The 15,724-nt window shown below is 34.9% G+C and carries 12 protein-coding genes; 9 read left to right on the top strand and 3 right to left on the bottom strand.

Features of this window, described 5'->3' with window-relative positions; all coding sequences use genetic code 11:
• Positions 1-7 precede the first annotated feature (7 nt).
• The 3 genes from ACFQ0R_RS09830 to ACFQ0R_RS09820 form a co-directional block, all read right to left on the bottom strand.
• A complete protein-coding gene (locus ACFQ0R_RS09830; protein WP_379658198.1) occupies positions 8-1,204 on the bottom strand; it encodes an aspartate aminotransferase family protein in 1,197 nt (398 codons plus the stop codon).
• Positions 1,194-2,897 (bottom strand): OstA-like protein, encoded by a 1,704-nt coding sequence (locus ACFQ0R_RS09825; protein WP_379658366.1) that lies wholly within the window; start codon positions 2,895-2,897, stop codon positions 1,194-1,196. The genes ACFQ0R_RS09830 and ACFQ0R_RS09825 overlap by 11 nt, the downstream gene beginning before the upstream one ends.
• A gap of 92 nt (positions 2,898-2,989) precedes the next feature.
• Positions 2,990-4,567 carry an NADP-dependent glyceraldehyde-3-phosphate dehydrogenase gene (locus ACFQ0R_RS09820; protein WP_379658197.1) on the bottom strand — a complete coding sequence of 526 codons (1,578 nt, stop codon included), beginning with the start codon at positions 4,565-4,567 and terminating at the stop codon, positions 2,990-2,992.
• Positions 4,568-4,737: 170 nt separating this feature from the next.
• Here ACFQ0R_RS09820 and ACFQ0R_RS09815 point away from each other — a divergent pair, with 170 nt between their 5' ends.
• From ACFQ0R_RS09815 to ACFQ0R_RS09775, 9 genes are all read left to right on the top strand, one after another.
• Positions 4,738-5,118, top strand: a complete 381-nt coding sequence (locus ACFQ0R_RS09815; protein WP_379658196.1) for a hypothetical protein — start codon at positions 4,738-4,740, stop codon at positions 5,116-5,118.
• Between the two features lie 51 nt (positions 5,119-5,169).
• On the top strand, positions 5,170-9,492 hold the full coding sequence (locus ACFQ0R_RS09810; RefSeq protein ID WP_379658195.1) for a CusA/CzcA family heavy metal efflux RND transporter: 4,323 nt from the start codon (positions 5,170-5,172) through the stop codon (positions 9,490-9,492).
• Positions 9,493-9,496: 4 nt separating this feature from the next.
• Positions 9,497-10,627, top strand: a complete 1,131-nt coding sequence (locus ACFQ0R_RS09805) for an efflux RND transporter periplasmic adaptor subunit (RefSeq protein WP_379658194.1) — start codon at positions 9,497-9,499, stop codon at positions 10,625-10,627.
• 15 nt (positions 10,628-10,642) lie between these two features.
• Positions 10,643-11,326, top strand: coding sequence for a response regulator transcription factor (locus ACFQ0R_RS09800; protein ID WP_379658193.1), 684 nt, complete (start codon positions 10,643-10,645; stop codon positions 11,324-11,326).
• Positions 11,323-12,705 (top strand): sensor histidine kinase, encoded by a 1,383-nt coding sequence (locus tag ACFQ0R_RS09795; RefSeq protein WP_379658192.1) that lies wholly within the window; start codon positions 11,323-11,325, stop codon positions 12,703-12,705. The genes ACFQ0R_RS09800 and ACFQ0R_RS09795 overlap by 4 nt, the downstream gene beginning before the upstream one ends.
• A gap of 74 nt (positions 12,706-12,779) precedes the next feature.
• The gene (locus ACFQ0R_RS09790; RefSeq protein ID WP_379658191.1) at positions 12,780-13,211 is read left to right on the top strand and encodes a thioredoxin family protein; all 432 of its coding nucleotides are present in this window, start codon (positions 12,780-12,782) and stop codon (positions 13,209-13,211) included.
• Positions 13,201-14,184 carry an FAD:protein FMN transferase gene (locus ACFQ0R_RS09785; RefSeq protein ID WP_379658190.1) on the top strand — a complete coding sequence of 328 codons (984 nt, stop codon included), beginning with the start codon at positions 13,201-13,203 and terminating at the stop codon, positions 14,182-14,184. The genes ACFQ0R_RS09790 and ACFQ0R_RS09785 overlap by 11 nt, the downstream gene beginning before the upstream one ends.
• Positions 14,181-14,393, top strand: a complete 213-nt coding sequence (locus tag ACFQ0R_RS09780) for a DUF4266 domain-containing protein (RefSeq protein WP_379658189.1) — start codon at positions 14,181-14,183, stop codon at positions 14,391-14,393. The genes ACFQ0R_RS09785 and ACFQ0R_RS09780 overlap by 4 nt, the downstream gene beginning before the upstream one ends.
• Before the next feature lie 9 nt (positions 14,394-14,402).
• Complete coding sequence (locus ACFQ0R_RS09775) at positions 14,403-15,692, top strand: DUF3570 domain-containing protein (RefSeq protein ID WP_379658188.1); 1,290 nt, start codon at positions 14,403-14,405, stop codon at positions 15,690-15,692.
• Positions 15,693-15,724: the final 32 nt, after the last annotated feature.

Genomic DNA, 15,724 nt, shown 5'->3' with positions numbered 1-15,724 from the left:
CCACAAGTTATTCATTTATTGTGGATTTTGAATATGAGTTCAATATATCAATTATAATGCCACAGCCCAAGGCTATTTCTTCTTCTGAAATGGTTAAAGGTGGTGATATTCTTACTGCCTTATTTTCATACAGTAACCAAAATAAAATAAGTCCCTTTTCTTTAGCTTGCAAAACTAAATGATTGGCAATATCAGAAGTCTTAAACATTGGGGCAAGCATTAAGCCTTTTCCTCTTATTTCGGTAATTAATTCATGTGAAAGGAGTTTTCTAAATAAAATTTCTTTCTTTTCAACGTCTTTGATAATGCTTGAAGTTGTCAAAACCTCCAAAGTTGCTTTACAAGCAGATGCAATTACAGGATTCCCTCCAAATGTTGTGATATGACCAAGTTTAGGTTTATCACTTAGCAAACCCATCAAAGCTTTAGATGCAGTAAAAGCACCAACTGGCAAACCGGAAGCCATCGCCTTCCCTATGACTAAAATATCTGGAATTACTCCAAAATGTTCAAACCCAAAAAGCTTACCAGTTCTCCCAAACCCAGGTTGAATTTCATCCAAAATCAACAATGCTCCAACATCCTCACATCTCTGCTTTATTTTCTTTAAATAGTCGTTTTTAGGAATTATAAACCCAGCTCCTCCCTGGATGGTTTCCAATATGACAGCAGCTGTGTTTTTTGTAATGACATCTAGGCAGGTTTCTTCATTAAATTGAATATGAGTGATATCTCCAACCAAAGGACGGAATGGTGCTATCCGTTCTTCATAGTCCATTAAACTTAAAGCTCCGTAAGAATTTCCATGGTAGCAATTTCTTGCTGAAATAATTTGGCTCCTTCCTGTTGCTCTTCTTGCCAACTTCATGGCCCCATCAATAGCTTCAGTTCCACTATTAACTAAATAAGTCTGGGATAAAGGTTCTGGTAAATGTTCTGCGAGTAGTTTAGTAAACTCTACCGCGGGTGATTGGATATACTCACCATAAACCATCACATGCATGTATTTATCTAGTTGTTCTTTGATCGCTCTGATTACAACTGGATGTCGATGTCCAAGTCCGCAAGCCGACACTCCAGCTACAAAATCTAAATGCCGATGGCCATCTGTTGTATAAATAAAAGAACCTTCAGCGTGGCTTATTTCCATACCTAGCGGATGTGGCGTAGTTTGGGCTTGATATTCTAGAAAATCACTGTTCATCAACTGGTTTTATAGCTTTAGTTTTAGGTGATTTCTGAAGGGTTTTAGGTGTTTTGTTTTCATTTGATTTCTTTACTGAAGAACTATTTAAATTCGAATTTGAGTTCAATTCTTTTACATCTTCAAAGAAGTCTTCATAAACCTCAGGATCTTTAATTCCTTTTATTTTGGGCAATTCGAAACGGCTTCTGCCCTTTAGCAAATCGGCTTTGCTAGTCAATCTTTCTTCCCCACGCCACTTGAATCCTTTTAATTCTTTGGAATTTTCTGGAAATTGAGAACTTGGAAAAGTATTTGAATCTACATTATTATAATAGATAATATCAAGAATTTCTTGCTTCTCCAAAAGTATTTTGATTTTGGCAGATAGTGTTTTGTTGATACCTATAAGATCTGCGCCATCATCTCTTAGATAGAATAAGGATTCTGTATTTTTTATGACATCTACTTCATAAATTTCATTATTTTCAAAAAGTCCGTAAAGTTCTTTTCCTTTAATTTGATTATAACCTTCGATAGAATCTTTTTGGATCATAAACGCATTTTCGAAAACTCTTAAGGAATCTAGTTTTTCAGCTTCTGTATTGCTAATTAAATGAATAGTATCTCCTGTAATTTGACTTTCACCTGACCACAGAACGGGGTTTCGTATCAGTTTGGTCAATCCAGTTCTTTCACTGCTGTGTATCGAATCTGCTTTACCGCTTAAATCTGACTTGAAAATCCTGGCATCATAAAAAGCCCTAATGTCTCTATCATCAACCTTACCTGTAACCATAAGTGTATCACTTGCCAAGTAAACGGAATCATTTTCTTGTTTTATAGCTACAATAGGGTTTTTAGTAATCAATAATGAATCTTTTTTCCTAAACACCTCCGCATAATGGCCGGTAATAACAGACTGATTTATAGTGTCTGTGATTTTTATATCATTGGTGGCTGAAGCAAAACCACTTGGCCTATCAAAATAAATACTATCGCCTTCAAGCTTTCGGTTTTCATAATCAACTTTAGAGTTTTTTACAAAAAAACCGTTATCATTTCTAGTATCATAAAAACCACGCTCACAATAAACAACACTTGTTTCACTGGTAATTGTTGACGGACCGTACAGGTATGCATGCCCCTTTTCAGAATAAAACTCTAAATTTTCAGAATCGATATCGTACTCAGGGTTTCTAACTTTTACATTTTGTTTGAAAGAAATTTTTTCTTGATTCATGAAATACCTTCCTCTCACGCTGGTGATCGTAGAAGCAGAATCTTGAACTTTCCCACCGCTTCGGTAGAACGCTTCTTGTTTGACTCTGTTGAAGAATAAAGAATCTGTTGTGAGCCTATTACTCGGTGTAGTCAAAAGAACATCATTACTGGCAAATGCAAATTGAGTATTTCCATTATATTCAGCATACTTACTCGTCATATTTACCGTATCACCTTGCTTCATTCTGACATTACCAAAAGCCCTGAAAAAGTTGTCGTTTTGGTAAAAAATAGCGCGATCGCACCACACTTCTATGCCTTGGTGTAAAAAATACACCTGATTTTGAACCTTGGATAAAATAAAAGCATCGGGGTAATTTTCCTGATCTACTCGACTTCTATCACTAGTGTAATCTATCTTTTTGCCCTCCTGTGCAAACAGACAACTGCTGTAAAGAATAAAAGAAAGTATTAATATAAGTTGCTTCAAATCTAATGTGTTGAATTGCAAAATTACGCTTTTAAAAAAACAAAAGCAGCGTTCATTCGCTGCTTTAAGATTTAAATATAATTACTGTTACTTTACAACAAATAATCTGTATTTACAAAATTAGACGAGTTACTTTTTAAAAGCTCTTGAATAATTTTGTTGTTTTTGGGGTTGTCTTTTGAAGCTACAAAAGTCCGTATAGAAAAGGACCTTAAAGCATCATGCACACTCAAGGTTCCTACAGCAGAATCTTTTCTTCCTGTAAACGGTAAGACATCTGGACCTCGCTGACAAGAACTGTTCAGGTTTACTCTACACACAAGATTCACCAGAACATCTATAAGTGGTGCAAGAGCATCTACATTATCTCCAAACAAACTGACTTGTTGCCCGTAGTTTGATTTTGCTATTTCGTCAAGAAGATCGTGAATATCATCAAATGGTTTGATAGGAATTACTGGGCCAAATTGCTCTTCCTGGTACACTCGCATAGATTCAGTCACTGGATACAAAACCGCTGGATAGATATAATTATCGGTTGTTTTTCCACCCTTTTCATTGAGTATTTTTGCTCCTTTTTCTTTGGCATCATCTATTAATTCCTGAATATAAGCTGGTTTGTCAGGTTCTGGAAGCGGCGTCAATTTTACTCCATCTTCCCAGGGCTGACCAAACTTCAATTCATCCACACGCTTGGAAAACCGTTTATTGAATTCATCTTTAATGTCCTCATGTACATAAACAATTTTAAGCGCTGTACAACGCTGACCATTATAAGACAAGGTTCCGTTAATGCATTCATCGATAGCTAAATCTAAATCTGCACTCGGTAGAATTATAGCAGGATTTTTAGCTTCCAAACCAAGAATAAGTCTTAGTCTATTTTTATGAGGATGTTGATCCTGTAAAGCTATTGCCGACTTAGAATTACCTATTAGGGCAAGTACATCAATTTTTCCAGTTTTCATGATAGGAGCAGCCACTTCTCTTCCTCTACCATAAATAACATTGATAACACCTGCAGGAAAACTCTTTTGAAACGCTTCCAATAAAGGATACAATAATAAGACGCCATGCTTTGCTGGTTTAAAAACAGCTGTGTTACCCATAATCAATGCAGGAATAAGTAAAGCAAAAGTTTCATTCAATGGATAATTATAAGGTCCTAAACATAACACCACACCAAGCGGGCCTCTTCTGATGTGTGCGTTTATACCACCTACTTTTTTAAATCTAGAACTATCTCTGTCTAGCTGCTTATAATATTCAATCGTATCATAAATATATTCAACTGTTCTGTCAAATTCTTTTTCTGAATCTGCTAGCGTTTTACCGATTTCCCACATGAGCAATTTGACGACTTCAGATCGCTTGGTTTTCATGATTTCTACAAAAGAAGTCATGCAGGCCAATCTATCTTTTACGCGCATGGTTGGCCAATCTCCTTTCCCTTGATCGTAGGCTTTAACCGCAGAATCTAAAACCCCTAAAGCTGCTGGCTTATCCATATGCGGAACTGTTCCTAGTAATGTTGGTTTATATTCTTCTTCAGTCGATATAGTTGAATACACATCGTCCATTTTACCATCCCAGGAGACTAATTCTCCATTATTGAGATAAGTTTTCTGATGAAGTAAAGAATCAATTACATAAATTTTTGAATTTGTCATATTTTTTTAAGAGTTTCATTATTAATAATTTACAAATTAAAAAAAATAACTCTTTACTCTTCAATAACTAAATGAAATAATTTGTTAAGCTTCATGATTAAAAGAATCAAACTAAAATCTTTAGGCAATCTTTAGTTTCGAAAGCAACTTAAAATAGTAATATTGTAACTATGAAATCTTTTGTCATTTATTTTTTGATAAGCATCATTGGTTTTCAACCATTAAGCCTGGGAGTATTAAGCTTAATTAATCTCCCGGACCTTGTAGAGCACTACCAACTCCATAAAACTGAATATAATAATTCAGTTATTGAATTTTTGGATTTGCATTATGGTACCCAAAAACAAGCGCATGAAGATGAGCATAAAGACCATGAAAATTTACCTTTTCAGCAAAATCAGTCCATATCTACAAATTTCTATTTTGTAAATTCAGGATTTTTAAATATAGATTTGCTTAAACCTGATGAAGAAATTCAGCATAATTTTAACTACAAATTTGGTTTCACACTTTTAAACGAAACCGACATCCTTCAGCCTCCAAAATATTAGTGAGTTTATCCAAAACTTCGTATTAATATTTAATTCATTATTTGTAACACTATGTTATCAAAACTCATTGAATTTAGTTTAAAATCTAAATTTCTCATTATATTATTTGTTTGTGGTATTATCGGTTTTGGCACCTATGCCCTTATGAATGTACCTATTGGTGCGGTACCAGACATAACTAACAACCAAGTACAAGTCATCACGACTTCTCGCAACCTATCTACGAGCGATGTAGAACAATTTATCACCTACCCTGTAGAATTGGAAATGGCAAATTTGCCTGGTGTAGTTGAAATCCGTTCCGTTTCAAAATTTGGACTTTCTGTAGTCACTATTGTTTTTGAAGATGATTTAGGCACCTATCTCCCTCGACAACTGATTTCAGAAAAATTGAAGTCGGCCGCCAAGAAAATTCCTGCAAACTTTGGTACTCCCCAAATGGGACCAATAACCACAGGTCTGGGCGAAATTTATCAATATACTCTGGAAACCAAACCAGGCTACGAAGATGAGTATGATGCTACAGAATTACGAACTATACAGGACTGGATTGTAAAACGTCAACTTTCTGGAATTCCTGGTGTTGTTGAAATCAATACATGGGGTGGTTTCCTTAAGGAATATGAGGTGAGTATAAACACATCTCGCTTACAAGCCAATGATATTCTCATCAGTGATGTTTTCCGAGCCTTAGAGAAAAATAACTCGATAGCTGGTGGAAGTTATATTGAAAAAAATGACGAATCCTTTTTTATTCGTGGTGAAGGGTTGATTTCCGGTTTGAAAGACATCAAAAATGTAGTGGTCACTGTACGTAATAATCAGCCTATTTATATAAAAGATATTGCAGAAGTAGGTTATGGTCACGCTATGCGTTTCGGAGCAATAACTGGAAATGGTGACGGAGAGAAGGTTCTTGGCCAGGTGATGATGCTTAAAGATGCTGACTCCAAAAGTGTAATAGATGCTGTAAAATTAAGAATATCTGAAATTGAAAATACCTTACCAGAAGGTGTTTATATAAATGGTTTCTTGGACCGCTCAGAATTGATTGGAAGAACGACTTCAACCATCGCAGAAAATTTACTGCTCGGCTTTTTAGTAGTCGCTTTTATTGTAATCCTACTTATTGGTGACTGGAGAGCTGGCTTGGTGATCTCATCCATAATCCCATTGAGTTTCCTTACCGCTATTAGTTTGATGTATATTTTCAATATAGATGCCAATTTAATGAGTTTAGGAGCTTTAGACTTTGGGATTATAGTAGACGGCGCAGTTATTATTGTTGAATTTGTTGCGTTTAAGTTATGGCAACGTTCCAATGAATTTAAAAATAAATCATCTTCAGAAATAAAAAAATTAAAAGATAAAATCACCTTTAAAGGTGCTTCAAAAATGCTAAACTCTGCCATTTTTGGTCAAGTGATAATCCTGATTGTATTTATTCCTATTTTATCACTAAGCGGTGTAGAAGGTAAAATGTTTAGACCTATGGCGCTAACCTTCAGTTTTGCTCTTATTGGTGCGATGATCATGGGCTTTACTTGGGTTCCTGTAGCTTGTAGTTTAATTTTAAAACCTGACGCTTCAACATTTAAATTTTCAACAAAACTTATCAACGGTATCAAACGTTTGTACCTACCTTCTATAAGATGGGCTTTAAATCATACAAAAGCAGTCATAATCTCTGCGATAATCATATTAGCCTTAGGCATCTTTACATTTACTAAAATGGGAGGTGAATTTGTCCCAACTTTAGACGAAGGTGACTTTGTTATACAACCCATTTTGAAAACTGGTAAATCTTTAAAGAGTACTGTAGAACGAACTACAGAGATTGAAAAGATTTTACTAGATCAATTTCCCGAAGTCACTCAGGTGGTTTCAAGAATTGGTGCGGCAGAAGTCCCTACAGACCCAATGTCTATGCAAGATTCTGACGTCATAGTTCGCTTAAAACCTAAATCGGAATGGACTTCTGCAGAAACAAAAGAGGAATTAGCAGAATTATTTACTGAAGCCCTGGCCGTTATTCCTGGAATGGAATTAGAATTCACTCAACCAATAGAAATGCGTTTTAACGAACTAATAACCGGAGTTCGATCTGATATTGCTATCAAAATATTTGGTGAAGATCTTGAGATATTATCAAGAAAAGGAAATGAGATTAAGGATTTAATCGAAAATGTTGAAGGTGCAGCTGATATTTCAGTTGAAAAAATCGTGGGTCTGCCACAGTTAGCCGTAAATTTTAATCGAGAAAAAATAGCAAGGTATGGTTTAAACATTGAAGATATTAATACAGTTATCACTGCTGGGTTTGCTGGTAAAACAACGGGGGTTGTCTTTGAAGGCGAGAAAAGGTTTGATTTGGTTGTTAGACTTCAGGAATCTGAAAGGCAAGGAATTAACGACTTAAGATCTTTAATGATTGACACACCAACTTCAGGAAAAATCCCATTAAATGAAGTTGCTGAAATCAATTATGATAAAGGTCCTGCAAAAATTTCACGAGATGATACTAAACGCCGAATAGTAGTTGGTGTTAACGTAAGAAATAGAGATTTGGAATCGGTGGTAAAAGACATTCAAGATGTCGTAGGAAAAAATATTTCTTTACCTGTTGGATACACTATTACTTATGGTGGCCAGTTTGAAAACCTTAGAAGTGCAAAAGAACGTTTAAAGATAGCGGTTCCTATTGCTTTACTCCTTATTTACATCCTACTTTACTTTGCCCTTAATAAGCATAGAGATGCTTTGCTTATTTATTCAGCTATACCCTTCTCTGCTGTTGGGGGAATTTTCTTGTTGTGGCTTAGAGACATGCCTTTTAGTATATCTGCAGGTGTAGGCTTTATTGCCTTATTTGGTATTGCTGTTCTAAATGGAATTATTTTGGTAGAATATTTTAAAGACATTTTAAAAGAACATAATCAATTGAGTGTAAAACATATCATCGATGCTACGCAAGACCGCTTACGTGCTGTTTTACTTACGGCAAGTTCAACTGCTTTAGGTTTTTTGCCTATGGCTATTTCTACAGGTGCGGGTGCAGAAGTTCAACGACCTGTGGCTACAGTAATTATTGGTGGTTTGGTTACTTCAACTTTACTAACTTTAATCGTTTTACCAGTATTATATGCTGTCACCATAAAAAAATCTAAAGTGAAATTTAAAGGCAAATTAGGTTTACTAATCATCTTATTTTTAGGTACAAGTTTTTCAGGTTTTGCACAAGACAACGAATTTGAAACTTTAAAAGCTAAAATGCTTGAAACTAATAACAAATTAAAATCTGCAAGACTGCAAACTAAAAGCTTAGAAGCTGCAGAAGGTCAGGCATTCAGTTTCGATAAAGCACAGATCTATCAAAATTATGACGAAGCTGAAGCTGATCCAATTGCCAATCAACCGCTTTATCAGTGGGGCATTGTTCAACAGTTTGATTTCCCAACAGTGTATTCCAAAAAGTTAAAACTAAATAAGGTTAAAACTGAAATATCTGATAATCAGTATAATATTGTCGAACTCAGACAAATAAAAAACCTTCAAATCCATTACCAAAGCTACCTAGAAGCTAAAGTCAAATTAGCCATTTATGATAGTATTTATGAAATTTACTCTGAATTTTCTCGAATGGCCGAACGCAAATTTGAGGAAGGTGAATCTAATTATTTAGAAAAGATTACTGCTGAGTCTAAAGCAAGTCAGATTGAATTAGACATCACTCAACTGGAGCAGGATATAAATGCGAGCAGGAAAGCTATTCAAGCTTTGATACAAACCGAAGACAGTTTAATTTTAAGAGGTAACCGACTTGAAAAACTTCAACCTAAGTCAGTTTTCAATAGCGAAAAGAATCTAAGTATTTCTGCTTTAAATTTAGATCAGAAATTAGCAGAGCAAGCTTCTATCTTAGCAAAGCATCAAATGCTTCCAGGTATTTCGGCTAGTTATTTTATCAGAACCAATTCTGCTATTGACAAAAACTTTAATGGCTATCAAATAGGTTTAAATGTTCCATTATTATTTTTTGGTGATCGATCTAAAATTAAATCGGCAGAACTCAATGCTCGTGCCAAACAAGCTGATCTCGAAGATGCAAAAATAACATTTAAGAATGCTCAAGAACAACTTATCAATCAGCTTTCAGTTCTACAAAAAGCATTAACTACTTATGAATCCAATCAACTTAAAGTCGCCGATGAGTTACTGAAAACAGCAAAATTAAGCTATAAAGCAGGCGAAATCGACTTTTTCAGATATGTGCAAAGCATTGAACAAGCGCAGCGCATCAAACTTAATTACCTAAGTAAATTAGGAGAATACAACCAAACCATAATTGCTTTAAATTATTTCTTATTAAACTAAACTTATGAAACGCTATATATATATTACTCTAGTAATTCTTAATTTGACACTAATGTCTTGTGGAGAAAAACAAGCAGAATCTACAGAGGAAAAATCTGATGAAAATTTTGTTGAATTAACACAAGAACAATTTCAAAAAAATGACCTGGCTATAGGGAAACCTGAAAAAAGAACCTTTTCAGAAGAATTTGAAGTTACGGGAATGATAGATGTGCCACCAAAAAACCGTGCTGCTGTAACCTCCTATTTTGATGGATATGTGACTGAAACCGAACTTCTAGTTGGTGATAAAGTTAAGAAAGGTGATGTTTTAGTGAAGTTAAAACATCCAGACTTTATTAAAGTACAGCAAAACTATGTAGAAGCTTTGAGCAATATGAAGTATTTAAGCTCTGAATTTAAGCGTAAACAAAACTTGTTTGCAGATCAAATTATTGCTCAAAAAGTATTTCAGTCTACAAAAAATGATTATTTACAAGCCAACGCCAAACTAGCCTCAGCAAAAGAACAGATTAAATTAATGAACCTTAATCCGGAGGAGGTTGCAGAGGGAAATTTTACTTCAGAAATCAAGATTTTCGCGCCCATTGATGGTAAAATCTCAAAACTAAATGTTGCTCAGGGAAAATTTGTTGGGAAATCTGAAATGATCTTAGAAATTCTTGATGTAGATCATGTTCATTTAGAACTGGACGTTTTTGAGAAAGATCTTTTGAAAATTCAGAAAGGGGACAGCTTGAGGTTTGAAATTCCCGAAATTTCTGAGCGAAATTTCCTTGCTTACGTGCGTCTTATTGGAGCAGAGATAAATGAAAATAGAAAAGTGAGAATACACGCACATCCTCTAGATAAAGATACTAATTTCACAGTAGGCATGTTTGTAAATGCTTATTTTGAAACCGATAGTAAAAAGCAATTAGCTTTGCCAGAAACAGCATTTACTGAACTTGATGACAAAACTTATGTATTAAAGCTCGAAGAAGAAAAAAAAGAAGGCTTTAAGTTTAAAAAAATAGAGGTGGAAACAACTGCACCACAGAATGGTTATAAACCGATTTTAAATTCTGAAATGATCAATGCTAATTCACAGTTTTTAACCAAAGGTGTATTTGATATTGTGACTTCAGCTAATTAAACAGTAAATTTTAAAATGGATAAGTCTGAGTTCACAATTCTAATTGCCGAAGACCAGTTGGATATTGCTAAATTTTTAAAACAAGGTTTAACTGAAGAAGGCTACAAATGCCTGGCTGTAAAAAATGGTTTGGATGTTTTGAATATTGTCAAACAACAATCTGTAAGCTTAGTACTTTTGGACTGGATGATGCCAAAACTCAAAGGAATTGATGTTTGCAGGCAGCTAAGAGAACAACATATTACTATTCCCATTATATTCCTTACGGCTCGAGATACTGTAGAAGACACCATAGAAGGTCTAAAAAGTGGTGCAAACGATTACATCAAAAAGCCATTTAATTTTGGTGAGCTTCTGGCTAGAGTTGAAACTCATCTGCGCATGCATTTCAAAATAGATGATATTTTGGAGTTGGGAGATATTCGTTTAAATATGAGTAAATATGAAGTCAAAAAAGATAATGAGATCATCAATTTAACGGAAAAAGAATTCAAGTTCCTGGCTCATCTTATTAAGAACAAAGGTCAGGTTTGTGACCGGCACTCTATCATAGAACAAGTTTGGGATATTCATTTTGACTATGATACAGCTGTATTGGACGTCTATATGAATGCCATAAGAAAGAAGCTAAATCTAAATAAAAAAGAACTTTTAAGAACCGTCCGTGGTGTTGGATTTATAGCTATTGAAAACGAATGAAACTCTCGATAAAAAATAGAATTGCTTTATTTTCTGTTATTGGAATTGCGGGCTTATCGACTATTGTTTTTATCGCTATTTACTTCACTGTAAAACAAACGGTATATAATGAAATTGACGAAAAACTAAAGTTTGAAGCCCAAAAACACATAAATGAAGTCATTTACGATAAAGACAGTGTTTATTTTGCCTATAAAGATGAGTGGCTGGAACGTGAACATCTAGAGATTGAAGTTTATCCTTTATTTGTTGAACTTTTTGATGAAAAAGGAGAAAGCCTGGATAAATCACCAAATCTTCAATCCAAAGAAATGAATCTGGATTTGAATCAGCTAAACTCGCAAATTTCAAATGAGCGTTTAGGTGGAGAAAATGTAAGGCAAATTCAGGTTTCTCTAAAACATAATTCAGAACTTGAAGGATTTTTTGTCATTGCAGTTCCTCTGGGAGATGCCGAACTGGTTATAAAATCACTTCAGGAAAGTTTGCTCATTATTTTCCCCATCTTACTGATTATCACTTTTTTCACGTCTCGATTTATCTCTAGAATTACAATCAAACCCATTACATCCATTGCAAAAACAGTACAAGAAATCAAAACCAGTGATTTAACCAAACGTGTACCTGAAATGAACAATGGAGATGAATTGGAAACTTTATCCAATGCTATAAATGATTTCCTAGACAGGATAGATGCAGCTATAAAAAGAGAAAAACAATTTACAGCCGACGCTTCTCATCAACTCAGGACTCCACTATCAGTCCTGAAAGGAAATCTTGAAGTTTTGATAAGAAAACCTCGACAACCAGAAGAATATGTTGAGACCATAAAAAACAATATTCAAAAAATTGATGAGATGACCGATGCTGTTGAAAAGCTATTAGTATTGGCTCGTCTCGATAGTAATCAAACGGCTTATAATGATTTAGAAAACATTTCATTAAATAAACAAATTGAAGTTATTCTTACAAATTACAAACTTCAGATTTTAAAAAAGCAGTTAAGTATTAGTTTTGAAACTACAGAATCAGTAGTAATGGTGCATAAAACATATCTGAATTTAATTTTTGATAATTTAATTTCTAATGCTGTAAAATATGCATACGAAAACACCCGCATTACTATTTCTATTCTAGAAACCAAAGCTCATTTTGAAGTCCGTATTTGTAATAAGGGGCCACAGATAAAAACTGAAGAATTCAACGATATTTTCAATCCTTTTTATAGAAATAAAGATCATGAAGACTTCCAGGAAGGCTATGGTTTGGGGCTTGCTATTGTAGCCAAAGCTTCCAAACAACTCAATATTCAAATTCAAGTCTATTCTGAAGAGCAAACTTGTTTTAGCCTTAAAATTCCTAAACTTCCTCTAACTTAAGATTCGCTTAAGAATCAGGTGATTATGTATTTGCATTAGATTTTCGGCGTTTTTTTGTAAAGAAATACAAGAAAATGATGAAATCAATATTTATAAGCTTTTGCTTTTTATTAAATCTTGTGTCTACTGCTCAAGAATGGACCCATGATCTAGATCATGCTAAAGAAGTAGCACAAAAAGAGCAAAAAGATATTCTTTTGGTGTTTTCTGGCTCCGACTGGTGTGCGCCTTGCATAAAACTAGACAATCAAATCTGGCAAAGTGAAGCATTTAAAACGTATGCCAAAAAACATCTAGTTTTAGTAAGAGCTGACTTTCCTAAACGAAAAAACAATCAATTACCCGAAGAACAACAGAAAAAAAATAATGCTCTGGCTGAACAATACAATACCTATGGTTATTTCCCTCTGGTAGTTTTACTCAACCAAAAGGCTGAAGTTCTGAATAAACTAGGTTACAAAAATTTACCCCCGTCAGACTATATAAAAGCGATTTATGAGAAGTAAAATACTAATAACAGCTTTCTGTTTAATAGGAATTTCAGTACAAAGCCAGTCCATTTTCAAAAGGGATTTAGGCTTGATGGGCAGTAAGTTTGATATTACAGTTGTAGCAAATTCAAAAGAAGAAGCCAACACTTATATAGATGAAGCTGTAGAAGAAATACAACGCATTGAAAACTTAATATCTTCTTGGAAATTCACTTCTCAAACTTCGAAAATCAACAGGAATGCGGGATTGAAGCCCGTGAAAGTTGATTGTGAATTGTTTCAACTGATACAGCGCTCAATAAATATATCAAAAATTACAGATGGTGCATTCGATATTAGTTTCGCCGCCATATATAAGATATGGAATTTCAATGGTGAAGATATTGAAATTCCAGATCAGGATAAAATTTCGGCTTCTGTTGAAGCTATAGGCTACGAGCATATCGTTTTAAATGAAGTGAATTCAACTGTTTTCCTATCCAAAAAAGATATGAAAATCGGTTTTGGTGCCATTGGAAAAGGCTATGCTGCAGACAAAGCCAAACAACTTTTGATCGATAATGGCGTGGTTAGCGGAATTATCAATGCCTCAGGAGACATGAATACCTGGGGAGTCCAACCCAACGGAAAGCCTTGGAAAGTAGCTATCACAAATCCAATGGATAAATCTAAAAGCTATGGGCTTTTTGATCTTGAAAATCGGGCGGTGGTGACTTCTGGAAATTACGAAAAATTCACCCTCATCGATGGCGAACGATATTCCCACATTATCGACCCAAGAACAGGAATGCCAACCAAGGGTATTTTGAGTGTGACTGTTTTTGCACCAAAAGCAGAGCTGGCAGATGCCTTAGCAACTTCCGTTTTTGTGATGGGTACTGATATAGGGCTTCATATTATTAACCAGATTCCTGAAGTGGAAACCATCATAGTGAAAAGTGATGGCAGTCTTGCCACTTCAACTCACCTAAACATATCTTCAAAATGATAAAAACCCTCACTAAACTCGCATTAATAAGCTTATTCTTCACTTCCTGCGTGGCGGTAAAAGAGTATGAAAAAATACACATCAATGATCCTGACATGAAACTATCTGAGAGGGATCTGGATAAATATAAATCGACTTTTCAGTCTTACCGTGAAGCAGCGGCAGGAGCAAATGGAGGTAAAACAGGAGGCGGCTGTGGCTGCAACTAAAATAAATTCATGAAAACAATCATTCTATACTCAATGGGTTTGCTCTTCACAGTAAACTTATTCGCACAAGAAAGCAAATCTACAGACTATAAAAAACGTGTTTTAGAAACTATAGAAGTCAACTTATTATCGAGTTATTATACACAAGATGGTGGTAATGCTGCTGTTACAGGAGGTCGAGGGACAGAAGAATTGACCGACTTCGCCCCGTCTATAAATGTAGCTATCCCAATCAATGATGACGATGTGTTAGCCATAGACGCTACCGTTTCAGCTTATACTTCAGCCTCATCGAGTAATATTGATCCTTTTGATGGTAACCAGCCAGCCGATCCTTTTGTAGCTTCATCTGGAGCCTCACGACAAGACACTTGGTTTGGGTTAACCGCCAATTATGTCCACTCTTCGGATGATAGAAATACCATTTTGAGTGGAAATGTTTCGTTTGCCAATGAATACGATTATACATCCTTTGGGTTTGGCGGAAGTCTAACCAAGCTTTTTAATCAAAAAAACACAGAAGTTCAACTTAAAGCCAACGTTTATTTTGACACCTGGAGCCCGCAATATCCAATTGAATTTAGGAACAATTTCAGTCTCACTAATTTTGATTTTAATGGCGAAGCTGATTTTGCTGCAACGTATACTGATTTTACTTCGCTGAACAGAAACTCTTATAGTGTTGGTTTCAATTTTTCTCAAATTCTTTCAAAATCTATTCAAACCGCTTTTATGGCAGATTTTGTTTATCAGGATGGACTGCTTTCTACTCCACATCAACGTGTTTACTTTTCGGACATCGATGACACAAGGATAGAAAGTTTCATCCTTGGCAATGATATCGAACGTTTACCAGATACGAGATCTAAAATCGCTCTTGGCAATCGAACTAGTTTTTACATCAATCAAACCTTTATTCTAAGAACCTATTATCGCTATTATACAGATGATTGGAACATAGATTCGCATACATTTAAAGCCGAGTTACCTGTGAAAATAGGAATGAATTATACACTTTACCCGAGCTATCGATATTATACTCAAACTGAAGCGGACTCCTTTGGAAAGTTCAACACCTTATTATCTACTCAGGAATTTTATACTTCAGATTATGACCTGGCTGAATATGATGCGCATCAATATGGTTTGGGCATAAAATATTATGACCCGCTAAATAAATTTAAAATTGGTGGTTTTGGTTTAAAGAGCATCAGTCTTGAGTATAATTATTACTCAAGAACCTCATTGAATTTTAATGCCAATATCACATCTATCAGTTTCAATTTTGTTGGAAATTAAAATTAATATATTTGCGAACTAACAAAGCTAAC

It is taken from the genome of Psychroflexus salinarum, from assembly GCF_042677225.1.
Lineage (GTDB): Bacteria > Bacteroidota > Bacteroidia > Flavobacteriales > Flavobacteriaceae > Psychroflexus > Psychroflexus salinarum.
The sequence above is the reverse complement of the archived record's forward strand: the minus strand, read 5'-3'. Positions and strand labels throughout refer to the sequence as shown.